The following is a 26966-nucleotide window of genomic DNA, read 5'->3' as shown; positions in this document are numbered from 1 at the left end:
TGGAGGGATCGTCATAGCTGGGCGTATCATCGTAGCGGATCTGCGGCGGAGCGGACGCGTAAGCCTCGCGCGGGATGACGAAATCACCAAGCGACACCACCCGGCCATGGTGAGCCACGACCCGATGCCGTGCGTGCATAGCATGCATCGGAGCCGCGCCCGCACATGCGGTGAGCGAAATCAAGAAACCTAGTGTCATGAGAGAACGCATCGAGACTTCCTCCAATTGTTTACTTCTTGGAAGTGGTGTGCGTTGCTCGCTATCCCAATGTGCAGGCATCATGCGCGTGTATCACGTTGCCGACATCGGCTCTTCGCGCCGCCGACGATTATTTGCTCCCCCGTGAGCACGCGCGCTTAACATTCAACGGGACAACATAGCCAAACTGGCGAGAGCTCCAAACATTACAATCCATGTGACAAGAAAGTCGATCGGCATGTTAGTCGTTTTCGGTTCATCAGCTTGCACGAAGCGGATTCATGGTCCGCCACTCCATTTGTAATGGCGTCACATGGCCCTAAACTTAGGTAGGAAGTACAGGCTGCTTGATCATACACAATTGCGAGAGCGAATCGCATTCATTACCCACGACGGTACCGACGTCGCGAGGACGGTGTTGTAGTTCCGTCGGATCAGGCCATCCTGCTCCAACTGCAGAATGGTTTCGGTTCGATCTCGACGCGGTTGCCCGCGGCAAAAGCGTCGCCCGACCACCGACCACGCACGCAACGCAATGCCTTGCCAAGCACTTCGTCGAGAAGGTCCCACACGACGTTGATCACTTCGGGTTACTGAACGAAATCCGCGATGCAGGTCACCATCACCAACAGCTTGATGTAGCTCTTGCCCCGCTTCAGATCGCTTATGTTCGTCCCTGGACTGTTGATCATCGCAACCCGCGCTGCGAAGTAGCCAACCTCCACGGACACCTCGCAACCGAGCTTGCCCCTGTATTGCGGCACGGCGGCTGAATCCGGAAGGTGCCCCGGCAAGGTACAGGCGTAGCCCGACGAAGGTACGGGCGCAGTTGCCGGCAGATGGAACGGACACCGATAGCTCGATCTTGAGCTTGGCAAGCACAAGCTCTCGATCCGGCGTCCCGGTATTTTCTCGATTGGATGCCGGCTAAGCCAGTTATGACTATTGAAAGTAAACGAGGATTTCGGCCGAAAATCCCGTCCCGTGCAGAGGAATCGAACGTCACGCGTGACCGGGACCGAAAATCAAGAGACATGCGATCAACCAAAGCGATCAGAAGAGCGACGCGACCGCGATCCCACCGCCGTACGACCATTGCCCTCCGAAAGCGAAAGTCACACGTTCGAATCGTGTCGGGTGCGCCATAACGCGCTTCTCCTGCGGCGCCAGTCGTTGACCCCTCCGATGCAAGCGGGAGCCCGCGGCACCAACGCGCGCTCCCGAGCCCACGCCGTTACGCACCCGGATAGCGCTTGCCTGAGAAGCGCATGTCGATGACGGCCGCTTCTTCGGAAGCAATAGCGCTGGTCGGCACGTCACGCTCGGTCGGGTATTTTTCCCGGGCACGGTTCGATCTCGCTGCTAGTTCATTCTGCCGGCTGCGGCGCGTGAGAGGCATCGTGTGCAGTGGCGCTGACCGGGCGGCGGATTCGGCAGAACCAGGGATAAAGCGCTGGGAGCACCAGCAACGTGAGCACCGTCGCGCTGATCAGGCCACCGATGACGACGGTGGCCAGCGGACGCTGCACTTCGGCGCCGGAATTCGTCGACAGTGCCATTGGCAGGAAGCCGAGGCTGGCAACGGTCGCCGTCATCAACACCGGGCGGAGCCGCGTCATCGCAGCTTGCCAAGCCGCGACTGCGGCGGTGAGCCCTTCCTTGCGACGCTCCTCCATGTAGCTCATCATCACGACGCCATTCAGAATGGCGATGCCGAACAGGGCGATGAAGCCGACCGCGGCTGAAATGCTGAACGGCATGCCGCGCAGCGCGAGCGCGAAGATTCCGCCCACCGCCGCAAACGGCACGTTGAAAAAGATCAGCGTCGCAAGCCGAGCGCTGCCGAACATCAGATAGAGCAACAGGAAGATGACGGCGAGCGCCACGGGTACCACGACGGACAGCCGTGCCATGCCTTGCTGCAGGTCCTGGAAGCTGCCGCCCCAGGAGATCGTATAGCCCGGCGGCAGGCGGACTTGGGCCGCGACCGCCTGCTGTGCGTCGGCCACGAAGTTGGCGAGCGGCCGCGCGCGCACATTGGCCTGCACCTTGACAACGCGCCTGCCTTCCTCGCGCTCGATCTGGGCCGGGCCGGGCTCCCAGCGGATGTCGGCCAGATCGCCGAGGGCGACTGAGACGCCGGCGCCGTTGTTCACGCGCAGCGCCCGGATATGGTCGATGCTGTCGCGGTCCTGCGGAGCGAGCCGGACGCGGATATTGTACCGTTCGTCGCCATCCTTCATGGTGCCGACGGTGCGTCCGCCCAACGCTTCGACGAGGTCGAGCACCTGGGTCGCATTGAAGCCGCGGCGCGCGATCTCGCTCCGATCGACGATGACGCGGAGATACGGCTGACCAACCGTCTGCTTTGCCTGCACGTCGGCCGCTCCCGGAACGGCCGAGACCACGCGCGCAACCTGGTCGGCGAGATCGCGGAGGGTTGCCGTGTCGGTCCCGCGGATGACGATCGCGAGGTCGGCCATCACGCCCTGCAAGAGATCGTCCATGCGCATCTCGATCGGTTGCGCCCAGCTTTGCGTAATGCCGGGCACGCTCTGATCCAGCGCCTGCTTGTACGCTTCGATCAGTCCGGCCTCGGTCTGCGCGGTACGCCATTGCGATTTTGGCTTGAGAATGATGAAGGTGTCGCTTTGCTCGACTCCCATCGGGTCTGTCGGAATCTCGGAACTGCCACCGAGCGTGGTGACGGTTTCGACCTCAGGGTATTTCCTGAGCGTCTTCTCCACCATGGTCTGGGTGGCGATCGCGGATTCGAGCGAGATGCCGGGCAACTTGGTGGTGGTGACAGTGAGCGCGCCTTCCTCCAGGCGCGGCAGGAACTCAGCGCCGAGACGGGAGCCGATCGCCAGGGCGCTGCCCAGCATCACGATCGCCACAAGGATGGTGATTGCGGGATGGCGCATCGTCCTCGCCAGCACCGGCGCGTAACCGCTCCTGGCCACACCGATGATACGGCTGTCCCGCTCGGCGACCGGCCTGCGCAGGAAGAAGGAAGCGAGCACCGGCATCAGCGTGAGCGTCAGCGCCAGCGAGGCGGCCAGCGCGAACATCACGGTGAGCGCCATCGGGCGGAACATCTTGCCCTCGACACCCTGCAGGCTGAGGATCGGCAGATAGATCAAGGTGATGACCGCAACCGCAAAGGCGACGGGGCGCGCCACGTCGTGCGCGGCCTCGCGCACCACCTGCTCGGCCGGGAGAGATGGCGCCTCCGCGCGACGGCGCACGATGTTCTCGATCATCACCACCGCGCCGTCGACCAGCAGACCGAAATCGATGGCGCCAAGGCTCATCAGGTTGCCCGACAGGCCGGTCAAATACATGGCGGTGACGGCGGCCAGCATCGAGAACGGGATGGCCAGCGCCACGATGACGGCGGCGCGGAAATTGCCCAGCAATGCGAGCAGCACAATGATGACCAGGAAGGCGCCCTCAGTCAGGTTGCGCGCAACCGTCTGTAGCACGCGATCGATCAGGTCGGCGCGATCGTAATAGGGAACGATGCTCACACCAAGCGGCAACGTCTTGTTGATCTGTTGTACGGCTGTGGCTAACCGCTCGGCCACCACCCGCGTGTTCTCGCCCAGCGTCATCAATGCGACGCCAACCACCGCCTGGCCGTCGCCTTGGCTGGTCACCGCGCCGAGCCGTGGCATCGGCGCCTCGACGACTTCTGCGACGTCCTTGACGTAAAGCGGCGCTCCGCCGGCTGCGGTGCGCAGCACGATGTTGCCGATGTCGCCGATCGATTGCAGCAATCCTTCGCCGCGAACGACCGCCTGCTCACCGTTGCGGGCGAGCGTAGCGCCACCGATGGCGCGGTTGTTCTGCGCCACCGCATTGTAGATGTCCTCGATCGACAGACCAAAGTGCGTTAACGCGTTATCGGAAACCCGGACCTCGTAGGTCTTGAGTTCGCCGCCATTGACGTTGACCTCGGTGATGCCCGGGACCAGCTTGAGTTGCGGCGCGACCTGCCAATCCAGGATCGAGCGCAACTGCATGAGCGAGTAGCCCTTGCCTTCGACCCTGAACTGGTAAATCTCGGAGAGGCCGTCGGACAGCGGCCCGAGCCTCGGCGTTCCCGCCTCTGGGGGCAGCGTTGCCTGGCTCAGCCGCTGCGCAACCAGCGTGCGGTCGGTCAGGATGTCGCCGCCATCGGCGAATTTCACATAGATGACGGATAGCCCGTAGCGCGAGATCGAACGGTAGCTCGTCATCCCCGGCAGACCCTGCAAGGCGAGCTCGATCGGCAAGGTGATCGAACGCTCGACATCCGGAGGCGCCAACCCCGGAGCCTGCGTCGTCACCAGCACCTGCAGCGGTGAGATGTCCGGGTCGGCGTCGAACGGCAGGCGTTGCATGCTCAACAGGCCGGCGGCGACCAGAGCTGCGACCAGCACGAGGACGAGCATGCGGTTGCCGAGGGCGGCATCGACGATCTTGTTGATCACGGCAATCTCTCCCCTAGCCCTGGTCCGGAATGGTGGACTGCATCAGAGCCGCCTTCAGCCAATAGCTGCCCTCGCCGACGACTGCGGTGCCCGCCGCAAGCCCGCTCGTGATCTGGGTCTTTCCGCTAGCGACCGGGCCGGTATGAACCACGCGCCAGGCGAACTGGCGATCTCCCGTCGGAATGAACACGACGCTCTGCCCATTGACGTCCTGCAGGCTTTCGCTCGGCACCAGGACAGCGTCGCCGCCCTGCGGCGAAAGGATGGTGACGTTGGCGAACATGTTGACGCGCAAAGCGCCGTCCGGGTTCGGGATCGCGCAGCGCACCTTGGCCATCCCCGTCGTCGTCTCGATCTGGTCGGGGATGTAGGTGACACGGCCGGTGAAGGCGCGACCTGGAAAGGCGCTCACTCTCACCTCGACTGCATCGCCCACCTTGACTGCGCCGAGATCTTTCTCGGCGACATCGGCCTGGACCCAAACGGTCGAGAGGTCCGACACGGTCAGTATCGACGTCGCCGGATCGGTGATCTCGCCTTTCGCAACGGAGACCGAATCGACCACGCCGGCGAATGGCGCGACGATGGCGCCCCGCGAGCCGGCCGTCGGCTGATCGCCGGAGACGCTTGCGCCTATGGTGTCGGCCCGCATCGGCAAGAGCCGCGCCTCTTCCTCCCGGTACTGCTGCAACTCGGCTTGCCTGGTACGAAGATCGGCTTCCATGGTGGCGACGGTGGCGCGCCGCGCCTCGACCTCGGCCTGCGTCACGAGGTCGGTGCGAATAAGGTTTGTCGCGCGGTCGTAGGCGGCATTTGCCGCTCTGAGTTGCGCCTGTGCTTGGCTGAGCGCCGCCTCGGCACTCAGAGCTCTGCTATGCGCGGCACTGAGGTCGAAATTGTCGAGGACCGCCAACCGTTGATTTGCGACGACCCGATCGCCGGGGTTTACATCGAGCGATTCGATCCGGCCGCGTGCCACGGGCCTGATGCGCGCAACATGGAGCTGATCATAGCCGACGCTGCCCGTCGCCGACACGGCATGAACCAGCGGACCGGACTTCGCCTCCTCGATCCGCAATTGCAGGTTCGCAAGCTTCGGCTCGGAGAGAGTAATCGTGGCTGGCAGTTCCGGATCGGCGGCAGCTGGCGTCGGGATGCTCACGGGCGCCACGATCGAGGCGGACGGCAACGAGCGGCCCGCCGCAAATCCCGCGGCTAAAGCGATAGCGACCGTCGCGACACCGAGAAGCAGACGGAGCCTCACAAGCGGCAATGTCGGACGAAGAGGCGATGGGCCATGACGAGACTTCGCCCCATCAATCGCGATAACGTGGGCTGCTTGTAACAGGCGTGCATGCATCATTTTCCCGCTCCAACGAAAACGTTGGTCGCATCGCTAGCGGGCTTTTCTGACACGGGCCTGAAGCCCATTTGCAATGACGTTCAGGCTGGCTTCAGCTTTCTCCAAACGCGCCTCTGCGGAGACGCCGTGCTGCCCGAACTGCACTCCCAGCAACTGTTGGGATCGAACCAAGTCGGCCACAGCATTCACGACAGGCTCGCGTCGAGTTGAGCCGCCGCTATGCCGATGCTCATCGCAATGCTCCAGAACAGTCGCCATCTGCGGATTTGTGCTGGGCGCTAAATCTTGAATGGAGAATGAGATGTTGCGAAAGGCAATGATCGCGTTGGCTGTTGTAGCCGTTGGCCTGGCCGCGCCGACCATGGCGCTGGCACGTGGCGGAAGCGGCGGTGGCCATGGCGGCGGCGGTGGCGGTTTTGGCGGTGGTGGCTTCCACGGCGGCGGTGGCTTTGCTGGCGGAGGCTTCCACGGCGGCGGATTTAACGGCGGCTTCCATGGCTTTGGCCCTGGCCCCGCCGTCGTCCACAATGGCGGCGGCTTCCGCGGTTTTGGCCCCGGCCCTGCCGTTCGGGGAGGTCACGATCACGACTTCGGTCACCACCGCTATGGGCGGGGCTACGGGTTCTATCCCTACGGCTACTATGATGACTATGCCTACTACGACTATCCCTACAGCTACGACGATTCGTATTACGACAACGGCAGCTGCTACGTCGTAAACCGGCGCGTGCACACCACGCACGGCTGGCGCATACGACCGGGCCACGTGTGCAGCTGATCACTCGCTGGTGTTAACTTCTGCGCATCCGTTGAACATCCACGATCGTTGGCCTCAGCGCTTTCCCGCGCTGAGGCGCGTCATGCGCCTGAGATCGAGCCTCGTTCTGGAGCCGACCTCTTGCCCGAGCGCGGAAATGGTGTTTGGCAAAGTGGATGCGCAGTACGCTGCAGGGCTATGCGTACTGTCGGCACAGATCCTTTACGTCGACCCTGCCGCGTCTTGCCCGTTGACCGGCTCACCCACAGCAGCTGAAGGGAAGACCTGCGTCGGGATCGGTCGGCAGAGGCTACACAGAGGATCTTTCCAGAGGCGGGCTGATTGAGCATCCGGTTCGACTGACAGCAATCGGCGGCGGAAAGTCACCGCCGCCGATTATCCGTTGAACGGCGGAATAACAATCCCGTGAACAGCGCCGTATGCCCTTATATGGGCTTGAACGGCTACATTTGCTGGATCGGTCTTGGCAGCGTGCGCCATCGTCGCGAAGACCGTGACAACCACGGCCAACATTCCGAACCAGCTCAAAACAGTGCTCCTCATGGCAGTTGCTCCTTTTTCCTTGCCGAGAATGTTTCACGCCAGGGTTCGTTAACGAGCTTTTCTGACGCCGGCCTGAAGCCTACTCTCGGAGGCGTTCAGGTTGGCTTCAGCTTTTTCCTGCACCTACGCTTGATGACGACGGGTGGACCCATGCGAGTCTTGTTGGTGGAAGACGAACCGCACCTTGGTTCGGCCGTGCAGGAGCATGTTCGAGCGGCGGGACATGCCGTCGACTGGTTCGAACGGCTGGAGCCGGCGGAACACGCGGTGCGCACGGTCTCCTATGACGCGCTGCTGCTTGATCTGCACCTGCCCGACGGGCGCGGCCTGGATTTCCTGCGCAAGCTTCGCCGCCGTGGTGACGCGCTGCCGGTCGTCATCCTCACCGCGCGCGACCTTGTCAGTGACCGGATCGAGGGATTGAAAGCGGGCGCCGACGATTACATCGTCAAGCCGTTCGACCTCGACGAAGTGAATGCACGTTTGGACGCCGTCAGCCGCCGATATTTCGGAAAGGCGGCGTCGATCCTTCAGATCGGCCCGGTTGAACTGGAGTGGGAACTCAAAGTCGCGCGACTGGAGGGGCGGCCCGTCGAACTCAGTGCGCGGGAATGGGCCGTGGTCGAGGTGCTGGGACGGCGGCGACAGTCAATCGTATCGAAAGAGCAGATCGAGGATGCGCTCTACGCCTTTGGCGAGGAGATCGAGAGCAACACCATCGAGGTCTATGTCAGCCGCGTCCGCCGCAAGCTCGGGCGCGATTTCATCCGCACGGTGCGCGGTCTCGGCTACCGCCTGGGAGAGTGAAGCATGGCGCACGGAAGCCTTGTTTCGCGGCTGATCTGGCTGTTGGCATCCTCGATGGCGGCCCTGTGGATCCTCGGCAGCGTGGCCGCAGGCACGCTCACGGTGTTTGAGATCAACGAAAGACTCGACGATGCGATCGAGGAGGTCGCGCAGCGGCTCTTGCCGGCGACCTACGAGGCCGTGCGGCAGCCGGAGGCCATGCAGCGAATGGCGAAGCAGTTGGTCGCCACGATGGATCCACGGGCCCTGGCCTATCAGATCGTCGGACCGACAGGCGAAATCGCGATGCGCTCGGAGAATGCGCCCGAAACACCGTTTCCGGTGCCGCGCCAGGCCGGATTCCACGACACGCCGCAGTATCGCGTCTATGCGCAACCCGCCGCCGCCGATGGCTATTTCATCGAGGTTGCCGAGCCCAGGGCGCACCGTGCCGAATCGCTGTGGCGGGCAACTGCATTGACCGTCGGGCCGCTGCTGCTGTTCCTGCCGTTGTTGTGGTTCCTGATCCGCTGGGCGGTACTTCGCAGCATGCGATCGCTGGATCAGCTGCGGAGCGAGATCAGCCGCCGCGACGGCTCAAATCTGTCGCAAATCTCCGACATGGGGCTATCGACAGAGCTCGCGCCGATTCAAGCAGCAGTCAACCGGCTCCTTGAACGGCTAGAGCGCGCCTTGGCGACTGAACGCCAGTTCGCGGCGAACAGCGCCCACGAGTTGCGGACGCCGATTGCCGCCGTGCTGGCGCAGATGCAGTTGCTGTCGGCCCAGCTCGCCGGAACGCCGCACGCCGAACGCTCGGCCCGCATCGTCGTCCAGATCAAGGGGCTCAGCAGCCTTGCCGAGAAGTTGCTGCAACTGTCGCGCAGCGGCGCGGGCGTTGGGATGCTGCGGGAACGCGTCGACGTCATGACGGTCGTACAGATCCTCGTCGACGAGTTTCGCCGGCACGAAGACGTCGGGGACAGGCTGGTGGTCACCGCGGAAGGTCCGGAGGAGTTCATCGTGCAGGGTGAACTGGACATCATCGGCATCACGCTTCGCAATCTCATCGAGAATGCGGTTCGCTACGGCGCTCCCGATGAGCCGATCGAGCTCGTCGTTGGCCACGACCGGCAGATTCGCCTGCTGAACGGCGGCGCCATCATTCCATCGGAGATCCTCGATACTCTGAAGAATCCCTTCGTTCGTGGGTGCTCGGTCGGCGCCGGAGGTGGTCTTGGGCTCGCGATCGTCGATAGCGTCATGAAGCAGATCGGCGGCAGCCTGACGCTTATTTCCCCCGTCATGGGACGCGGCGGCGGCTTCGAGGCGCGGCTGGTCTTCCCCGAGCCGGTTTGAAGCACGGTTCGACCTGACGGTACGGTCCTCGGATACGAGCAACGGAGCCGCCGGAGCAATTGAGGCGCGCAGCCTTGCGTCGCAATACGGCACCTGGCCGGATTGACAGAGAGCCGCGGGCCGTTGGATCGGCCAAACCGGCACCGTCCGATGCTCTTGCGTCTAGCCGAATAACGTAACCGTGACGCTTGATGATTCCCGAAAGCTGAGCGCAGGCGATCCGTTCAGGTAGACGTCAGGTAGTCCTGCCATCTCTGCGACATCCGAACATGTCGTTAGAGGATTCTTATGTTCACACGCACAAGAGGGTACAGCGTCACGCCATCGAAGACGACCTCCTGGATGCCATCGAGCCATGCGTCAAGCCATCCGCATTGCCAGCCGCGGAAATGGCCCCGATCGAAGCATGTTGATTCAAGAGTTAGAGCGGCGATGTCATTGCTTGCTGCCGCCGTCGCGCTGGGATGGTCGTTCGGGGCAACTGCCGCACCAGTCGCTCCTCGCGATCCTCCCTGGAGCGCCGAGCGGATTGATCGTCTCCCGCCCGAGGTTCGCAGGGTCGTTGTCGCCAGCTGTGGAACAGATGCGGAGGCTCGTCACTACTTCGCGACGTACGAGCACGACTCGAATGTTGTCCATCTCGACTATTCCCTGCTCTATTGTCCCGCCGCGCCGAACCGTGGAATGATCCACGCTCTCCGCCAGACATTCGTCAAGCGTCAGGGGGGATACGTGTTGTCGGGAGCGAAACTCGATCGCGCCGTTGACAACGGTAACCCCTCATCGATTTCGCGCTGGAGCACGAGACGTTTCAGCGCGCGCGACAGCAGGTCAGCCTTTGCCGAGCGCTGACATAATCCGAGGAGCATACGCGTCGGCAGATGGATCTCAGGCCTCGAACGAGATGGCGATTTCAATGGTATGAGAATTCACAGCCCCGTTTCGAATCGTACGATTTGGTTGCGGGGACATGCAACCATCTCAAATTGCTGTTCCAGGCGGTTGCCTAGCGTTGCCCTCCGAAGGCAGGTGTCAAGTGTCTTGGTGCGAGGAGTGAGGAAGAAAGGGTATTGATGTGCAAAGGCTTGCGAAGGTAGCGCATTGGAGTTAACTCATGCGCGAACTCTGCGTAAGCACTGCGTAAGCAGTAAGCACCCCTAGCTCAGCTGGATAGAGCGTCGCCCTCCGAAGGCGAAGGCCACACGTTCGAATCGTGTCGGGTGCGCCAAACTTCAAAGTCATGATAGACTTGTGACCTTACCCGCATCATCAACGATTAATCTTTTGAGCTCGACATTGGCTCGGTGAACTAGCCGTTCGCTTCGATGGCCTCAGTTCATCGCGTCCGCCATCGGCCGCTTTGCGCTCACTGAACGCGTTGCTGCTATTCATCGCGGAATCCCTCCTCCGAACCCACGGTCAAAAGCTACGGCTATCGCAGTAACTAGGGGGAATGAAGCGGGACTAGCCGCAACGGCGTCTGTCGCGCTCGTCATCTTCGTCGTCGGTTCGAAAACACTGGGACACGAAGAGGAATAGTGCTGCGGCGGAGAGAGTGTCAGTCAACCTTCATTGAAAGATAAAGATTCTTTGGATTTCCAAGACCAAAACCTACCGTTTGAGCTACGGCCGAAAACAGGATTTCACTTTCAACGAGACCAATCCGTCACTGCTTGCCTCGCAACAAGTGCATCACTTCGCCGGCATAGCGATGACCGTGCTGAGCGCGTCGATATGGTCAGGCGAAATGCCCCTATCCGCGAGTGCCTGCCGGCTGTCCCGTCCTGGTGCGACATTGTGGCGACGCCCGGCGAAGGCGGACGCGTCTCGTCAGCCGTTAGGCGGGCAGACGCGGTCGATCCAGGCTTGCAGAACCGCCATTACTTCCGACCTGTTCGTCTCGTTGAGCACCTCGTGGCGGGCTCCGCCGTAGACATGCCATGAGACGTCGCGCAAGCCCACGTCGCGGTAACGATCGACCAATGGCCGAAACCAGTCGAGATTGGCGTTCACGGGGTCGCGGTCGCCGACGAACAGGAACAGCGGCAGATTCTTGCGGATGCCGCCGAGTTGCGACGGATCGGCAAGCCGCTGCGCGATCGAGAACAGCGAGCCGTAAGATTGCTCGTTCACATTAAACCCGCACAGCGGGTCGGAAATATAGGCATCGACTTCCGCTTGATCGCGGCTCAGCCAGTCGAAGGGCGTCCTGGCCGGCGCGAACCCCGCATTGAGATCTTCCAGTCGCCAGCGCCCCGTGGCGGCTGCCGCGCCAAGCAGGTCCAGCGCCGTCGAGCCGGAGAGGGCGACGCCATCGATGAGATCGGCGTGGTCGAGAACGTAGAGCTGCGCGGCAAAGGAGCCCATGCTGTGCCCGAGCAGCACGAGTGGCCTGGCGCCGTGCGCCGCGCGCGCGGTCTTCGTGACACGCACCATGTCATCGACCAGGCCCGGAAAGCCGCGCGCTCCGAAATCACCGAGTTCGCCCGCATCAGCGGCCGGCTGTCCGTGACCACGATGATCGTTGGCGTAGACGACATAACCCTGCCCGGCCAGAGCCCGCGCAACCGGACGATATCTGAGCGGGTGCTCGCCCATTCCATGCGCGATCTGCACGATGCCTCGAACGGCGCCGGAGCCCTGCCACCGGTACAGGTTGAACGGCCTTCCGTCGGTCGCTTCAACGACTTGTCTTGATTCAATTGCCGTCATCGCGTGGTCTCCTCCTATGCTCAGCCGCAGCTTCACCCCCGATGGTCCCGGACGGATCCGCGTGCGCGAAAGCCGACCTCATTTGGCGCTGAGCGCGTCCAGGTCGGCCATCGCGGTCGAGATTCGCTCGATCATGGCCAGCGTCGTCGCTTCCGACTGCATGGCCGGCAGCAGGGGCGAATGGCACAGCGTGATCGTCCACATCAGCAGCGCGTGCACCATCTGCTGCCGATAGTTGAGGAAACTCCGGTCGAAATCCGGCTTGGTCCCCGTCAACATGGCGAAGCTGTCGAGATATCTGCGCAGCAGGTCCTTTTCCCAGCTGCGGCGGTCATCCGGCGTCAGCGCCGCCGTCACGGCATAGGAAAAGTCCCGCGACCAATGCCCGCGGGCAAGGCATTGCCAATCGCAAAGGCCCATTTTTCCGGCGTCGGTGCGATACCAGTTGCCGATATGCACGTCGGAATGGATCAGTCCCTGCGGCTCGTTGTCATGAACGGCGAGCGCCTGCATGGCGGCCGACCAGACCGCCTCGCGTTGCGCCAGAACGCCGTTGGGAATGACGTGCGCAGCCGCGTCGAACGCTTTTCGCGTATAGTGTTCGAGGCTCATCTTTTCCGCGCCGATGGTGAACCAGCGCGGATAACCGGCAACCCAGGGATAGCGCGCCGCAAGCTCGCCGTTGCCGTAGAAGCGCGCGTGCAGTGCGGCGAGGACGTCGATCATGTCGTCGGCCATCTCGCGATCGACATAGGTGTTGGAGTTGCAAAAGGTCGCCGACTTAGTCGCGACCATATCCTCCAGCAGGAGGATCGACGCGTAAGTCCGACGATCGAACGCCGCGTGATAGCCGATCGGCGCCTCGATCTCGAGCTGTGGCCGCAGCTGCACGTAGAAGCGGCCCTCGACCCGCGCGGTGCCGTTGAAGCCGCCGATCATGCGCGTGACGACGCTGGGCAGCGATTTCGTGAACATCGATCGCGGCAGGCCCGCGCACTCGCCGGGGTCATTGTAGCTGACGATCAGTTGATGGCGCTCATGCGTCCCCGCACTCGCCGGCTTCACCACGACGTCGGTGACGACAGCACCGGGCGCTTCTTTACAGAGTACAGCCGTCAGCCACTCCGGCGTGATGGCCCCGGGCGAGCACGGAACGTCCTCCGCGCGGCGGGCCTTCGGCCGCGTCAGACGCTCGAATGCCACGCGTCCACCGATCTTCAGCGCGGCCAGTGCCGTTGCACCCGAGGCAGCCATGGTCCCTCCCTGTACCGTGCGCGACAAGCGACGACACTACACAATTAGTACGCTTATGTACTATCTTTAGCATAATCCGGACCGCGTTCAAGGCATGGCTGCGCCGCGTCGCGCGATCCATTGCTGCAAACTGGACTGTAGCGGCCACTCCGGCGGAAAGTTCGATCGTGACGCTTCGCTGCATATTTTAGTTTGATGATATATGGTATACCGATGTACCAATAGCAACCTGGGACAGGACCAAACACGACAGGGGAGAGAACATGAGGATTCCGGTACTGGTCGGCATTTCCGCGCTTATTCTCGGCAGCTCGGCTGTCGCCGCCGACAAGCAGTACGGTCCGGGCGTCTCCGACACCGAGATCAAGATCGGCCAGACCGTTCCCTACAGCGGGCCTGCATCGGCCTTTTCGAGCTATGGCCGCGTCATGACCGGCTATTTCCAGATGCTGAACGAGCGCGGTGGCATCAATGGCCGGAAGGTCAACCTGATCTCGCTGGACAATGCATTCAGCCCGCCGAAAGCCATCGAGCAGACGCGCAAGCTCGTCGACGACGACGGCGTGCTTGCAGAAGTCGGCACGGTCGGCACGGTTCCCAATGTCGCAGTTCAAAAGTACCTGAACCAGAACAAGGTCCCGCAGGTCTTCATCTCGGCCGGCGGCCGGCGCTTCAATGACCCCCAGAATTTCCCCTGGACGGTGCCGTTCTATCCGCCGTTCGAGATGGAGGGTGCTACCTTCGGCAAGTTCATCGCGAGAAAGCTGCCGAACGCGAAGATCGCGGTGCTGTATCAGAATGATGACTACGGCAAGGATTACCTCGCCGGCTTCAAAATGGGTCTCGGCTCCGACAGCACAGCGAAGATCGTGGTTGAAGCCTCTTATGAGCTGAGCTACCCGACCGTCGATTCCGAGGTCCTCAAGCTCAAGGCTGCCGGCGCGGACACGATCATCTACTTCGCCACGCCGAAATTTGCAGCGCAGGCAATCAAGAAGGCCAATGAGCTGAACTGGAAGCCGGCGCAGTTCCTGGCAAGTCCGGTCAACTCGATCCAGGGCGTGCTGATGCCGGCCGGCCTTGAAAGTGTCCAGGGCGCCTACACGACCCAGTTCACCAAACAGGCCGGCGATCCGGCCTGGGCCGACGACCAGGAGGTGAAGGACTACGTCGCCTTCATGAAGAAATGGGCGCCTAACGACAGCCCGAACGATTTCATCGCGCTGTCCGGCTATATCAATGCGCAGGCCATCGCGAGGGGCCTGCAGCGATGCGGCGACAACCTGACGCGCGAAAATCTGCTCGCCCAGGCGACGAGCTTCAACAAGGAGCGCGTCGGCATGCTGCTACCGGGAATCGAGCTCTCCAATTCGAAGGAGAATTACGCCCCCTACCGCACGCTGCGCATGGCGATCTTCGAGAAGACGTCCTGGAAGCTGCTGGAGGAGTAGCACCGCACCAAGCACCGAGTGCCTGCCGGACATGTCCCGGCGGGCTTCCATGCATCTGAAGCGCCGGCGGAGACCAAATTGACCATTAAGGGCAAGGCCTACATCGCAGGGATTTATGAGCACCCCACCCGGCACGCGCCGGACAAATCCATTGCGCAGCTGCACGCCGAGGTCGCCAAGGGCGCGATCGAGGACGCCGGGCTGTGCAAGGACGACATCGACGGCTACTTCCTGTCCGGCGATGCGCCGGGCGGAACCTGGCCTATGGTCGATTATCTCGGCTTGAAGGTCCGTCATATCGACAGCACCGATACCGGCGGCTCCTCCTATATCATCCAGCTCGGCCATGCGGCCGAAGCGATCGCCGCGGGAAAATGCTCGGTCGCGTTGATCACGCTGGCGGGCAAGCCGCGCACCAGCCACACGCCGCCTCGCGCACCCGGCGCCGAAGCGGATTTCGAGACGGCCTATGGCGCTACCACGCATAATGCGTACGGCATGTGCGCGATGCGTCACATGCACGATTATGGCACCACCCCCGAACAGCTGGCCTGGATCAAGGTCGCCGCCTCGCATCACGCGCAATACAATCCGCATGCGATGCTGAAGGAGGTCGTCACCGTCGAGGACGTCGTGAACTCGCCGATGATCTCCGATCCGCTGCATCGGCTCGATTGCTGCGTCGTCAGCGACGGCGGCGGCGCGCTGATCGTGACATCGCCGGAGATCGCCAAAAGCCTGAAGAAGCCACAGGTCCGGCTGATCGGCCACGGCGAAGCGATGAAGGGTCCGAATGGCGGAAAAGATCTTGACCTCACCTATTCCGCCGGCGTCTGGTCCGGCCCGCGCGCCTTCGGGGAAGCCGGCGTGACGCCAAAGGACATCAAATACGCCTCCATCTACGACAGCTTCACCATCACGGTCCTGATGCAACTCGAAGACCTCGGTTTCTGCAGGAAGGGTGAAGGCGGCAGATTCGTCGCCGACGGCAATCTCATTTCCGGCGTCGGCAAGCTGCCGTTCAACACCGACGGCGGCGGTCTCTGCAACAACCATCCGGTCAACCGTGGCGGCATGACCAAGATCATCGAGGCCGTGAGGCAGCTGCGTGGCGAGGCACATCCGAAGGTGCAGGTGAAGAACTGCGATCTTGCCATCGCCCATGGCACCGGCGGCCTGCTCGGCGTGCGTCACGCCGCTTCAACAGCCATCCTGGAGCGCGTATCATGAGCGAGAACACATATCCGGCTCCCGCGGTCAATCCCGAGACAGCACCATTCTGGGACGCCGCCAAAGCCGGCAGGCTCATGATCAAGCGCTGCACCGCCTGCGGCGACGCGCACTATTTTCCGCGTTCGATTTGCCCGTTCTGCTTCTCGGATCAGACCGTCTGGGAGGAAAGCTCGGGCGAAGCCACGGTCTACACTTACAGCCTGATGCGGAAATCACCGACCGGTCCATATGCGATCGCTTACGTGACGCTGAAGGAAGGTCCGTCGATGCAGACGAACATCGTCGATTGCGATCTCGAAAAATTGAAGATCGGCCGGAACGTGAAACTGGTGTGGAAGCAGACCAGCGGCGCGCCGTTGCCGTTCTTCACGTTAGCCTAGAAAAATCCCTTCTTGCGGGAGAAGGAGACGCGAAGCGCCGGATGAGTGGCATCTCTCAACGGTGGGATTCCCTTCGTGGATGCACCCCTCACCCAAGTGAGATCGTGGCTGCGCCATCGTCGCTGTCCCCCACAGGGTGAGAGGGCACAACAACCGGCGCCGCCGCCGTGCGACGATCTCGGCGCCTGCGAACAAGGTCGATCAACTGATAATCTCATCGCTGCGCAGTTCGGCGATGCTCTCCGCCGACAGGCCCATCTCCTTCAACACATCGTCGGTATGTTGCCCCAGCATCGGCGGCGGCAGGCCGGGATCACGTTCCTCGCCGACGAACGTCACGGGGTGACCCACACAGTTCAAGCGGCCCGCCGCGGGGTGATCGTACTGCATGATCAGCCTGTCCTCCCTGGTGTGCGGGTGCTCCAGCAGCTGGGCGAGCGTGTTGATCGGTGAACAGGGAATGCCGACCGCGTTCAGCGCGTCGTTCCAATCCGCAACGGTCCGTGTTGCAATGATTGCCTGCACATGCTGCAACGTTTCAGGGCGGTGCTTGACCCGCTCCGCATTGGTCCGGAACTCCGGATCGTCCATGATCGCGCTCAGCCCCGCGACACCGCAGAACTTGCGCCAGAGATTATCGTTGGCCACACCGATCATGATCGGGCCGTCCGCAGCTTCGAACGCCTGGTAGGGACAAAGCGATTCGTGGCTGGAACCGCACTTCGCAGGCTGCGTTCCGCGCTCCCAAAATGTCTGCAGATTGTAGCCGAGCAACCCGAGCGCAGTGTCGAACAGCGAGACCTGGATCGCGCCACCCTTGCCGGATTTCTCCCGCGCAAGCAGGCTCGCCAGAATGCCGCTGAAGGCGTGCACGCCGGTCAGCTGGTCGATCGGCGAGATCGGGCTGCGGATGTAGCCGCCGCCCTCGTCGCCGGTCATCGACATGATGCCGCCGAAGGCTTGCAGGATCACATCGTAGCCGGGCGAGTTCTTCAGCGGCCCGGTCCGGCCGAAACCGGAGATGCTGCAATGGACAAGGCGGTCGTTGAGCGCGCAAAGGGTCGCGGCATCGATGCCGAGGCGTTCCGCAACGCCCGTGCCAAAACTCTCGATGGCGACGTCGGCCGATTTCGCCAGCTCATGCACCAGCTTCCGTCCCTTGTCCGATTTCATGTTGATTGCAACGCTGCGCTTGTTGCGATTGGCGCTGAGAAACACCGTGCCAAGGCCTGGCGCGGGAAACGGCGGCCATCCCCGCGTCTCATCGCCCTGCCCAACCGCTTCGACCTTAATGACCTCGGCGCCGAGATCGCCGAGATACTGCGCGCAGAGCGGGCCGGCGAGAACCTTCGAGAGATCGAGAACCTTGATGCCATCGAGCGGTCTTGACACGTCTTGTCTCCTTGATGGGCTAGTTGAGGCCAGCGGCAAACAACCCGCCGAGGTAGGCCGGAAAGCCTCGCTGCGTCACCAAGGCATAGTCGGCGGCACGGCGTTCAGACTCATCGAGCTGGGAGCGCCAGCCCGCGGCGGCGGCCTCGGCCTCCGTCAACCGCGCGCGCAACAGCTCCTTGCCCAAACTGCTGGGGCCGTCGTCATGCCAATAGACCGCGCCCGCGATACGGCCGTCGAACCCGGGCTTGCGCGGCACATCGACAGCAAAGCCGGCACGGGCAAAAGCCTCGGCGAGTTCCTTGCCCGTCTCAGCTTGCGCACCAAGCACGGTCGCGACGGCGCCGACGGCGTCCATGATCCTCGCATCCAGGCCCTTCTTCTTCAGCCGCTCATAATCGAGCCGGCCGAGAAACAATGTCCGGATCATGTTGCGAGGCTCGCGCCGCTGGATCAGGCTTGCAAAGATCTGCATCTCGGTCCGGATCGCCATGTCGAAATCCTGCGGCAATCCCTGCTCGACGCAGTCAAGAATGGCCGACGGTGCCGGATAATGTCCGAGGGTCTCGGCCAGCATCTTGCTCCGGCTCGCAGCGATCTCGGCCGCGACGTGCTGGGCGTCGGCCGCGTGCCACTCGGGCCGATCCCAGGGTTGCGCGGCGGTGGGGTGCGACAGCACCCAGCGCTCGGCGGCTGCGACTTCCTTGCCCACCGGCACCAGTTCGTGCGCAAGCCCGACGGCAATGGCCGCCTGCCCGCCGATCCGCGCGCCGTCGAGCAGCACCGGAAGCGCGGCCTCGATTCCGATCAGCCGCGGCAGGCGCTGGGTTCCGCCACCGCCCGGCAACAACCCGACCAGCGACTCCGGCAAGCCGAACGTGGCCTGCGGTTGATCGGCCAGCACCCTGTAATGAGCCGCCAGCGCGAATTCGCAGCCGCCTCCCAAGGCAAGACCGCCGATCGCGACCGCAACGGGCTTACCTGCCGTCTCCAGCCTGCGAAGACCATGGCTGAGCCGGAAAAAATGGTCGAAGGCAACACGATCGCGTTCGACCGCAGGCGCCGCCATGATCATGTCATAGGCCGTCTCCAGCTCGGCGAGATCCGCACCAGCGCAGAATGCCGACGTCTTGCCCGAGCTGATGACGACGCCCGCGACGTCGCTTTGCCTGAGCCAGTCTGCAAACACGCCGAGCTCTTCGATCGCCGCGTTCGAAAACACGTTCATCGAACGTCCCGGCATATCGAAGATCAGGTGCAGGACGCCGCTGCCCGACAGCTCGGCGCGAAACTGCTTCAACCCCGGTCCGATCGGCATCCTTCGCTCCCTGATTACAGTTCATTGGTGTACGATCGCGCTTGCGCCGATCTCGTTTCACGTTGTATACCTATCCAGAATACTGTACACTAGCAAACTAAATCAGACAGGGCGCCTTTTGACAATGATCCAGCGCACGATCTTTCGCGAGGAACATGAAATTTTCCGGGAAACGGTCCGACGCTTCGTCGACCGTGAGATCGTGCCGTTCCATGCCAAGTGGGAAGAGGATGGCATCGTTCCACGGGATCTGTGGCTGAAGGCCGGCGCCGCCGGGCTGCTCTGCTGCACGGTTCCGGAAGAATATGGCGGCATGGGGCTCGATTATCTGTTCGATGTCGTCGTGTTCGAAGAACTCTGGCGGTCCGGCGCCAGCGGACCGGGCTTTCTGATCCATACCGACCTGGTCGCGACCTATATCCTCTCCTTCGGCACCGAGGCGCAGAAGCGGAAATGGCTGCCCAAAATGGTCTCGGGCGAAGCCATCGGCTCGCTCGGCATGACCGAGCCGCACGCCGGAAGCGACCTGAAGGCGATCCGGACGCGCGCAACTCGCGATGGTGACGATTTCGTCATCAACGGCCAGAAGGTGTTCATCTCCAACGGCCAACTCTGCGACTTCGTCGTGCTCGCGACCAAGACCGACAGCCATGCCGGCGCCAAGGGGGTCAGCCTGTTCATCGTCGAGAGCGACCGCTCCGGCTTCAAGCGCGGCCGGAACCTGGAAAAGCTCGGCATGAAGGCGCAGGACACCTCGGAGCTTTTCTTCGACAATGTCCGGATTCCCGCCGGCAATCTGCTCGGCAAGGAGGGCAAAGGCTTTGCCCAGATGATGACCAAGCTCTCGCAGGAGCGGCTGGCGCAAGCGATCCGCTCGGCGACCGTCACCGAGACGGTCATCGACTGGACGCTGCAATATACCTCCGAGCGCAGCGCGTTCGGCCAGAAGCTGGCCGACTTCCAGAACACCCAGTTCAAGCTGGCGGAGCTGAAGACCAAAGCAACCGTCGCTCGCGTCTTCACGGACAAGTGCATTTCGCTGTTCATGGAGGGCAAGCTCGATCCCGTTGATGCGGCGATGGCCAAGATGTTCACCTCCGAGCTGCACTGCGAAACAGTCGATGAGTGCCTGCAATTGTTCGGCGGCTGGGGCTACATGTGGGAATATCCGATCGCGCGGGCCTATGCGGATGCGCGGATCGTCAAGATCGCCGGCGGCTCGATCGAGATCATGAAGACGATCATCGCCCGGCAGATGTATTCGCAGCGCGGCTTCGATATCCAGAAGAACGGGTCGGCCTCATAGCCCTCCCTCCTTCGAGACATCGAAACTCGCAAGCAGGAACGACAGACTACAAGGGAGAACAGCGTGAAGGGCCTATCGGGAAAGGTTGCCGTCGTGACCGGCGGCGGACAGGGCATCGGACGAGGATTGACGCTGCGGCTCGCCGAAGAAGGCTGCAAGATCGCGATCTTCGACATCAATCCGCAAGGCGGTGAAGAGACGGCCAAACTCGCGCCGCAGGCCGTCATCAAGACCTATGCGGTCGACGTCGGCGACTCGGCTTCGGTCGAGGCCGCCGTCGCCAGGGTCGAGGCTGAGCTCGGCCCGATCTGGGTCCTGGTCAACAACGCCGGCTGGGATCGGCCGATGCCGTTCCTGAAGACCGACAAGGAGTTGTGGGACAAGATCATTCGCATCAACCTCTACGGTCCCCTCAACACCCACAAGGCGATCGCGCCGCTGATGGCCGAGCGCGGCGGCGGCCGCATCATCAATATCGCCTCCGATGCCGCCCGCGTCGGCACCAGCGATGAGGCTGTCTACTCCGCCTGCAAGGGCGGGCTGATCTCTTTCACCAAGTCGTTGGCTCGCGAGCTCGCGCGCAAGAACATCCTGTGCAACGCCGTCTGCCCCGGCCCGACCAACACGCCAATGATGGCCGCAGTGCTCGGCGAAGGCGAGCACGCGGTAAAATGGAAGGACGCCATGGTTCGGGGCATCCCGTTGAAGCGGATGGGCGAACCGGACGATTACGGCGGGATCGTCGCGATGCTTGCGTCCGACGACGGCAAATTCATCACCGGGCAAACCATTTCCGTCTCGGGCGGAATGAACATGATCTAAGCGATAGGGAAACGCCATGACCGACCCCAAGCAATTCACCGACGTCATCTATGAAGTCCGCGACCGTGCCGCCTGGATCATCATCAACCGGCCGAAGGTCTACAATGCCTTCCGCGGCCAGACACTCGAGGAACTGATCAAGGCATTCCACCTCGCCGCCAACGACCGGAACGTCGCGAGCATCGTCCTGACTGGCGCCGGCGAGAAGGCGTTCTGCACCGGCGGCGATCAATCCGCGCATGAAGGCCAGTACGACGGTCGAGGCGTGGTCGGTCTGCCCATCGACGAGATCCAGGGACTGATCCGCGATGTGCCGAAGCCGGTGATCGCGCGCGTCAACGGCTTCGCGATCGGCGGCGGCAATGTTCTGGCGACGCTCTGCGACCTGACGATCGCGGCCGACACGGCGCAGTTCGGTCAGGTCGGCCCCAAGGTCGGCTCGGTCGATGCCGGATGGGGCACCGCCTTCCTTGCGCGCCATGTCGGCGACAAGAAGGCGCGGGAGATCTGGTTCCTCAATGAGCGCTACACCGCCGAGCAGGCACGCGAGATGGGACTGGTGAACAAGGTCGTCCCCGCCGCTCAGCTCGACGCCGCCGTGAAGGACTGGACCGACAAGCTCGGCCAGCGTTCGCCGACCGCGATCGCGCTCGCCAAGCGCTCATTCAACGCCGATTCCGACAACATCCGCGGCATCAGCAATTTCGCGCTTCATGCCGTCAAGATGTTCTACGACACTGCGGAGTCGAAGGAAGGCGTCGCAGCGTTCAACGAGAAACGCGACCCCGACTTCCACAAGTTCACATGATGGCCACCGGGCCGATCGCGATCACAAGCTGAGGGATCACGCCATGGCGCCGCACAAGGTCATCATCTCCTGCGCGGTCACGGGGTCGATTCATACGCCCTCGATGTCGCCGCATCTGCCGGTGACGGCAGCCGAGATCGCCGATTCCGCGCTCGGCGCCGCCGCGGCCGGGGCCGCGATCGTGCACCTGCACGCGCGAAATCCCGTCGATGGTCGGCCGGATCAATCGCCGGAAGCCTTTGAACCTTTCCTGCGCGTGATCAAGCAGAGCTCCAACGTCGTGGTCAATCTGACGACCGGGGGCTCGCCCTACATGACGGTCGAGGAGCGTGTCCGTCCGGCGGCGACCTGGAAGCCGGAGATCGCAAGCCTCAACATGGGATCGATGAACTTCGGCCTGTTCCCGATGCTGAAGCGGTACAAGTCGTTCAAATACGACTGGGAGCCGCAGATGCTGGAAGGCTCTCATGATCTCGTCTTCCGGAACTCCTTCAAGGACATCCGCTACGCGCTGGAAACGCTCAACGGCACCGGCGCGCGCTACGAGTTCGAGTGCTACGACACCAGCCATCTCTATAATCTGCATTACTTCTGGACCGAGGGACTGGTGAAGGCGCCACTGTTCATCCAGACCTGCTTCGGCCTGCTCGGTGGCATTGGCTCGCATGCGGACGATGTCATGCACATGAAACGGACCGCCGATCGCCTGTTCGGCGACAATTATCGCTGGTCGGTGCTCGGCGCCGGCCGCGCCCAGATGCAGGTTGCAGCAATGGCGGCGGCGATGGGCGGCAACGTGCGCGTCGGCCTCGAGGACAGCCTGTGGATCGGCGCCGGCCGGCTCGCCGAGACCAATGCGACGCAGGTGACCCAGGTCCGCAAGATCATCGAAGGCCTCGGCCTCGAGATCGCGAGCCCCGACGAGGCGCGCGACATCCTTCGGCTCAAGGGCGGCGACAAGGTCGCCTTCTAATTCCAGCAGACGGTTCGACGCACATGCTGCCAAATCGCCCGGTCTACGACGAAGAACACGCCCTGCTGCGCGACAGCGTCCGCCGCTTCGCTGCGGCCAGAATCGAACCGCGCTTCCAGGAATGGGAAAAGGCCGGGATCGTCGACCGTGCGCTGTGGCCCGCAGCCGGCGAGGCCGGCCTGCTCTGCCCGCAGGTGCCCGAGCAATATGGCGGCATCGGTGGCGATTTCCGGCACAATGCCGTCGTCATCGAGGAGCTCGCCTATTCCGGTTTCGCCGGTCCCGCGACCGATTTCTCCGTCCATAACGACGTCTGCTGCGGCTATCTTCTGAGCTACGGCACCGAGGAGCAAAAGCAGAAGTGGTTGCCGCGTATGATTTCCGGCGAAGCCGTCTGCGCTATCGCGATGACCGAGCCCGGAACCGGCAGCGATCTGCAGGGCATCCGCACCCGCGCCCTTCGCGAAGGCGACGAGTATGTCATCTCCGGCCAGAAGACGTTCATCTCGAATGGCCAGATGTGCGACCTCGTCATCACCGTGACGCGCACCAATCCGGATGGCGGATCGCGCGGCATGAGCCTGATCCTGGTTGAGACCGATCGTCCCGGCTTTCGGCACGGCCGCAACCTCGACAAGCTCGGTCATCTCTCGTCCGATACGTCGGAGCTGTTCTTCGATCAGGTCCGCGTTCCCATCAGCAACTTGCTCGGCTCCGAAGGCGGAGCGATGGGAGCATTGATGAGCGAGCTACCGCAGGAACGGCTGACCATCGCACTTCACTCCATTGCATCGGCGCAAAAGGCCTTCGACATCACCAAGGCCTACGTGCTCGAACGCAAGGCATTCGGACAGACGGTCGGTGCGTTCCAGAACACCCGCTTCAAGCTTGCCGATCTGAAATCCGACCTCCAGGTCGGCTGGGCCTATGTCGACCAGTGCCTGGCACAGCATATCCGCGGCGAGCTCACCACCTATGCCGCGTCGACCGCAAAGCTGTGGACCACGGAGATGCACGGACGTCTCGTCGATCAGTGCCTCCAGTTCTTCGGTGGCTATGGCTTCATGCGCGAGTATGAGATCTGCCGGCTGTTTGCCGACGCGCGCGTGCTGCGCATCTATGGCGGCACGTCCGAGATCATGCGGGAGCTGATCTCGCGCAATCTTTGACGTCGACCGCTGCGCGCCCCTCGCCTTGCTGAACGTCAATAGCTCTTCGGCAGATCCAGCACCTTCTCAGCGATGAAGCTGAGGATCAGCTGTTCGGTGATCGGCGCCAGGCGCGTGATCGACACCTCGCGGAACAGTCGTTCGACGTGATACTCCTTGGCGTAGCCGAAGCCGCCATGGGTCATGATCGCCTGCCACGCCGCATCGTGGCCCGCGCGGGCGCCGAGCAGCTTGGCGCTATTGGCTTCGGCCCCGCACGGCTTGCCGGAGTCATAAAGCCAGGCCGCCCGCATCGCCATCAGCCAGGCTGATTCCAGATACATCCAGTTTTCCGCGAGCGGATGCTGGATTGCCTGATTCTGCCCGATCGGCCGGTCGAACACCACGCGCTCCCGCGCGTAACGCGTCGCGCGCCGTAGCGCATCCTGTCCGATCCCGATCGCTTCCACGGCGATCAGGATGCGCTCCGGATTGAGGCTGTGCAGGATATAGGAAAAGCCCTTGCCCTCCTCGCCGATCCGGTCGGCTTCGGGAATGAACAGGCCGTCGATGAAGATGGCGTTGGAATCCACCGCCTTGCGGCCCATCTTCGGAATCCGGCGCACTTCGATCTTCGAGCGATCGAGGTCCGTGTAGAAGATCGTGATGCCGTCGGTCGGCCGCTTGCAGTCCTCGAACCTGGTGGTCCGCGTCAGCAGCATGATCTTGTTGGCGACCTGCGCTGTCGACGTCCAAACCTTCTGACCATGGACGAGATAGCCGCCCGGCACCTTCTCCGCAAAAGTCTTGATGCGCGTGGTGTTGAGCCCTGCGTCTGGCTCGGTGAAGCCGAAGCAGCATTGATCCTCGCCGGACACCAGCCGCGGCACCCAGCGCCGCTTCTGGTCGTCAGTGCCCTTCACCACGATCGGATGGGGCCCGAACAGATTGATATGCACGGCCGACGCCGATGTCATGCCGCCACCATGGCTCGCGACCTCGTGCATCATGATGGCAGCTTCAGTCACGCCAAGGCCAGAACCGCCATATGCCTCCGGCATGGTGATGCCGAGCCAGCCGGCATCAGCCATGGCGCGGTGGAAGGCACGGGGAAACTCTCCATCCTCGTCGCGCGCCAACCAGTATTCGTCGTCGAAGCGCGAGACCACGGCGCGCACGCCTTCCCGGATGGCGGCATGATCCTCCGGCACATCGAGTTGGTTGGCAAAGGATCTATCCACGCGAGGTACCCTCCCCGACCGACGCCAAGGTTCGTTTGGCGGCGACCAGATGCGGGATGTCGTACATCTTGCCGTCGATTCCGACGGTGCCGACATCGGGCGCGGCCGCGAATGCAGCGACGACCCGCCGCGCATGTGCCAGGTCGGCCTCCGACGGCGTGAAGCAGCTGTTGATGGTTGCGACCTGATCCGGATGGATTGCGATGCGGCCCACAAAGCCGTCGCGGCGGGCGATTCTGCAGCTTTCGGCAAGCCCCTGCTGATCCCTGAAGTCGACATACAGGGTTTCGAGCGCGGCCGCATCGGCGGCACCCGCCGCAAACAGGCACTGGGCGCGCGCAACCTGGTAGGGGAACGTCCAGCTTCCATCGGCTTCCCGCGGAGTCAGCGCGCCGAGCGCCGCGCTCAGGTCTTCGCCGCCCCAGGTCAAGGCCACAAGACGCTTGTTCTTGCGCGCATAGCCGCTCATGCCGATCATAGCGGCCGGCGTTTCGGTAGCGACCGTCAGCAGCTTGACATGACCTGGCGAAACCCCGTTTGCAACCTCGAGCACATCGACATAGTGCGAGATCAGATCGACATCCTCGATGCCGTTGACCTTGGGGAGCAGGAGGCCATCGAGGCCGGGACGAACCACGGCTGCCAGATCCTCCAGCGTCAGCCCGGTGCCGAATGGATTGATCCGTACCAGGAACGACCAGTCCCTCGACCCTCCAGCCAGCAATTCCTTGACGGCACCGCGAGCAAAGGCCTTTCGGCCCGGCGCCACGGAATCCTCGAGATCGAGGATCAGTGCATCGGAACCGATGCCGTTGGCCTTGGCGAACTTGCGTTCGCTGTCCGCCGGCACAAAGAGGAGCGAGCGTAGTTTCATGCCGGCCTCCGCATCATCAGTCCGTTCCGGCGACAGTACATTACTTCCTCATCGCGCTGATTGAAGCCGCGATGCTCGAAGGTCACGATGCCCTGCGTCGGTCGCGATTTGCTCTCGCGGACGGCGACGACCTTGGTCTCGGCACGCAGCGTGTCGCCGGCAAACACCGGCTTCGGAAACCGCGTGTCTTCCATGCCGAGATTGCCGACGGTGGTCCCGAGCGTCGTGTCCTGCACCGACAGTCCGATGATGAGACCCAAGGTGAAGATCGAATTCATCAGGGGCTTACCGAACTCGGTGCCCTTCGCATACTCATGGTCGATGTGCACCGCCGCAGGGTTGTAGGTGAGCGACGAGAACAGGATGTTGTCCATGTCGGTCACCGTGCGCCTGATCTCATGCTTGAAGGTTTGTCCGACTGAAAACTGCTCGAAATAGAGCCCCGCCATGTCTTTGCCTCTTGCGATTCGTTGCAGGGGTTGTGGACGGAGATACCGTCCGGATTTCCTTGTCTCCCGCCGGTTTTCTACCGTATAGTCATATCGTACACA

23 protein-coding genes and 1 tRNA gene are annotated in these 26966 nt (G+C 62.6%); 13 read left to right on the top strand and 11 right to left on the bottom strand.

The features are described 5' to 3' along the window. Positions 1-789: 789 nt before the first annotated feature. The 4 genes from Q0030_RS10575 to Q0030_RS10560 all read right to left on the bottom strand — a co-directional run bounded on the left by Q0030_RS10575 (position 790) and on the right by Q0030_RS10560 (position 6295). Positions 790-963 carry a hypothetical protein gene (locus Q0030_RS10575; protein WP_298366245.1) on the bottom strand — a complete coding sequence of 58 codons (174 nt, stop codon included), beginning with the start codon at positions 961-963 and terminating at the stop codon, positions 790-792. 603 nt (positions 964-1566) lie between these two features. Continuing rightward, a complete protein-coding gene (locus Q0030_RS10570; protein WP_298366243.1) occupies positions 1567-4674 on the bottom strand; it encodes a CusA/CzcA family heavy metal efflux RND transporter in 3108 nt (1035 codons plus the stop codon). A gap of 13 nt (positions 4675-4687) precedes the next feature. Continuing rightward, on the bottom strand, positions 4688-6034 hold the full coding sequence (locus tag Q0030_RS10565; RefSeq protein WP_298366612.1) for an efflux RND transporter periplasmic adaptor subunit: 1347 nt from the start codon (positions 6032-6034) through the stop codon (positions 4688-4690). Between the two features lie 36 nt (positions 6035-6070). Further along, complete coding sequence (locus Q0030_RS10560) at positions 6071-6295, bottom strand: hypothetical protein (RefSeq protein WP_298366241.1); 225 nt, start codon at positions 6293-6295, stop codon at positions 6071-6073. Between the two features lie 43 nt (positions 6296-6338). Here Q0030_RS10560 and Q0030_RS10555 point away from each other — a divergent pair, with 43 nt between their 5' ends. The 5 genes from Q0030_RS10555 to Q0030_RS10535 all read left to right on the top strand — a co-directional run bounded on the left by Q0030_RS10555 (position 6339) and on the right by Q0030_RS10535 (position 10731). Then, the gene (locus Q0030_RS10555) at positions 6339-6815 is read left to right on the top strand and encodes a hypothetical protein (protein WP_298366239.1); all 477 of its coding nucleotides are present in this window, start codon (positions 6339-6341) and stop codon (positions 6813-6815) included. 693 nt (positions 6816-7508) lie between these two features. Continuing rightward, the gene (locus tag Q0030_RS10550; protein WP_298366610.1) at positions 7509-8165 is read left to right on the top strand and encodes a response regulator transcription factor; all 657 of its coding nucleotides are present in this window, start codon (positions 7509-7511) and stop codon (positions 8163-8165) included. Between the two features lie 54 nt (positions 8166-8219). Further along, the gene (locus Q0030_RS10545) at positions 8220-9503 is read left to right on the top strand and encodes an ATP-binding protein (protein ID WP_298366237.1); all 1284 of its coding nucleotides are present in this window, start codon (positions 8220-8222) and stop codon (positions 9501-9503) included. 432 nt (positions 9504-9935) lie between these two features. Next, entirely contained in the window at positions 9936-10355 is a 420-nt protein-coding gene (locus Q0030_RS10540; RefSeq protein WP_298366235.1) for a hypothetical protein, read from the top strand. Positions 10356-10654: 299 nt separating this feature from the next. Next, positions 10655-10731, top strand: a tRNA-Arg gene (locus Q0030_RS10535). A gap of 602 nt (positions 10732-11333) precedes the next feature. Here the strand turns inward: Q0030_RS10535 and Q0030_RS10530 are convergent. Together Q0030_RS10530 and Q0030_RS10525 are read right to left on the bottom strand one after the other, a co-directional pair. Beyond that, positions 11334-12215: an alpha/beta hydrolase gene (locus tag Q0030_RS10530; RefSeq protein ID WP_298366233.1), complete on the bottom strand. Its 882-nt coding sequence runs from the start codon at positions 12213-12215 to the stop codon at positions 11334-11336. 78 nt (positions 12216-12293) lie between these two features. Next, a complete protein-coding gene (locus tag Q0030_RS10525; protein ID WP_298366231.1) occupies positions 12294-13469 on the bottom strand; it encodes an aminoglycoside phosphotransferase family protein in 1176 nt (391 codons plus the stop codon). A gap of 263 nt (positions 13470-13732) precedes the next feature. On the opposite strand from Q0030_RS10525, the gene Q0030_RS10520 reads away from it, so the two are divergent. From Q0030_RS10520 to Q0030_RS10510, 3 genes are all read left to right on the top strand, one after another. After that, positions 13733-14920, top strand: a complete 1188-nt coding sequence (locus Q0030_RS10520) for an ABC transporter substrate-binding protein (protein WP_298366229.1) — start codon at positions 13733-13735, stop codon at positions 14918-14920. A 78-nt stretch (positions 14921-14998) separates the two neighbouring features. Then, positions 14999-16150, top strand: a complete 1152-nt coding sequence (locus tag Q0030_RS10515; protein WP_298366228.1) for a thiolase domain-containing protein — start codon at positions 14999-15001, stop codon at positions 16148-16150. Beyond that, positions 16147-16533 (top strand): Zn-ribbon domain-containing OB-fold protein, encoded by a 387-nt coding sequence (locus tag Q0030_RS10510; RefSeq protein WP_298366226.1) that lies wholly within the window; start codon positions 16147-16149, stop codon positions 16531-16533. The genes Q0030_RS10515 and Q0030_RS10510 overlap by 4 nt, the downstream gene beginning before the upstream one ends. A 201-nt stretch (positions 16534-16734) precedes the next feature. Here the strand turns inward: Q0030_RS10510 and Q0030_RS10505 are convergent, their stop codons facing one another. Next, a complete protein-coding gene (locus Q0030_RS10505; protein WP_298366224.1) occupies positions 16735-17925 on the bottom strand; it encodes a CoA transferase in 1191 nt (396 codons plus the stop codon). 19 nt (positions 17926-17944) lie between these two features. Further along, entirely contained in the window at positions 17945-19243 is a 1299-nt protein-coding gene (locus tag Q0030_RS10500) for an enoyl-CoA hydratase-related protein (protein ID WP_298366222.1), read from the bottom strand. Between the two features lie 124 nt (positions 19244-19367). On the opposite strand from Q0030_RS10500, the gene Q0030_RS10495 reads away from it, so the two are divergent. The 5 genes from Q0030_RS10495 (at position 19368) to Q0030_RS10475 (ending at position 24321) form a co-directional block, all read left to right on the top strand. Then, complete coding sequence (locus tag Q0030_RS10495; RefSeq protein ID WP_298366220.1) at positions 19368-20549, top strand: acyl-CoA dehydrogenase family protein; 1182 nt, start codon at positions 19368-19370, stop codon at positions 20547-20549. A gap of 63 nt (positions 20550-20612) precedes the next feature. Further along, a complete protein-coding gene (locus Q0030_RS10490) occupies positions 20613-21371 on the top strand; it encodes an SDR family oxidoreductase (protein ID WP_298366219.1) in 759 nt (252 codons plus the stop codon). Between the two features lie 16 nt (positions 21372-21387). Continuing rightward, positions 21388-22179: an enoyl-CoA hydratase-related protein gene (locus Q0030_RS10485; RefSeq protein WP_298366217.1), complete on the top strand. Its 792-nt coding sequence runs from the start codon at positions 21388-21390 to the stop codon at positions 22177-22179. A 43-nt stretch (positions 22180-22222) separates the two neighbouring features. Next, complete coding sequence (locus Q0030_RS10480) at positions 22223-23152, top strand: 3-keto-5-aminohexanoate cleavage protein (RefSeq protein ID WP_298366215.1); 930 nt, start codon at positions 22223-22225, stop codon at positions 23150-23152. A 23-nt stretch (positions 23153-23175) separates the two neighbouring features. Continuing rightward, positions 23176-24321 carry an acyl-CoA dehydrogenase family protein gene (locus Q0030_RS10475; RefSeq protein ID WP_298366213.1) on the top strand — a complete coding sequence of 382 codons (1146 nt, stop codon included), beginning with the start codon at positions 23176-23178 and terminating at the stop codon, positions 24319-24321. Positions 24322-24356: 35 nt separating this feature from the next. Here the strand turns inward: Q0030_RS10475 and Q0030_RS10470 are convergent, their stop codons facing one another. The 3 genes from Q0030_RS10470 to Q0030_RS10460 are packed head-to-tail and all read right to left on the bottom strand — an operon-like array spanning position 24357 to position 26864. Beyond that, positions 24357-25541, bottom strand: a complete 1185-nt coding sequence (locus tag Q0030_RS10470) for an acyl-CoA dehydrogenase family protein (RefSeq protein ID WP_298366211.1) — start codon at positions 25539-25541, stop codon at positions 24357-24359. Continuing rightward, the gene (locus Q0030_RS10465; RefSeq protein ID WP_298366208.1) at positions 25534-26415 is read right to left on the bottom strand and encodes a CoA ester lyase; all 882 of its coding nucleotides are present in this window, start codon (positions 26413-26415) and stop codon (positions 25534-25536) included. Before Q0030_RS10465 ends, Q0030_RS10470 begins: the two co-directional genes overlap by 8 nt. Continuing rightward, positions 26412-26864: a MaoC family dehydratase gene (locus Q0030_RS10460; protein ID WP_298366206.1), complete on the bottom strand. Its 453-nt coding sequence runs from the start codon at positions 26862-26864 to the stop codon at positions 26412-26414. Before Q0030_RS10460 ends, Q0030_RS10465 begins: the two co-directional genes overlap by 4 nt. Between the last annotated feature and the right edge of the window lie 102 nt (positions 26865-26966).

Origin of the sequence: uncultured Bradyrhizobium sp. (assembly GCF_947648125.1) — a bacterium.
Taxonomy (GTDB): domain Bacteria; phylum Pseudomonadota; class Alphaproteobacteria; order Rhizobiales; family Xanthobacteraceae; genus Bradyrhizobium.
This window is presented reverse-complemented; position numbering and strand designations above follow the sequence as displayed.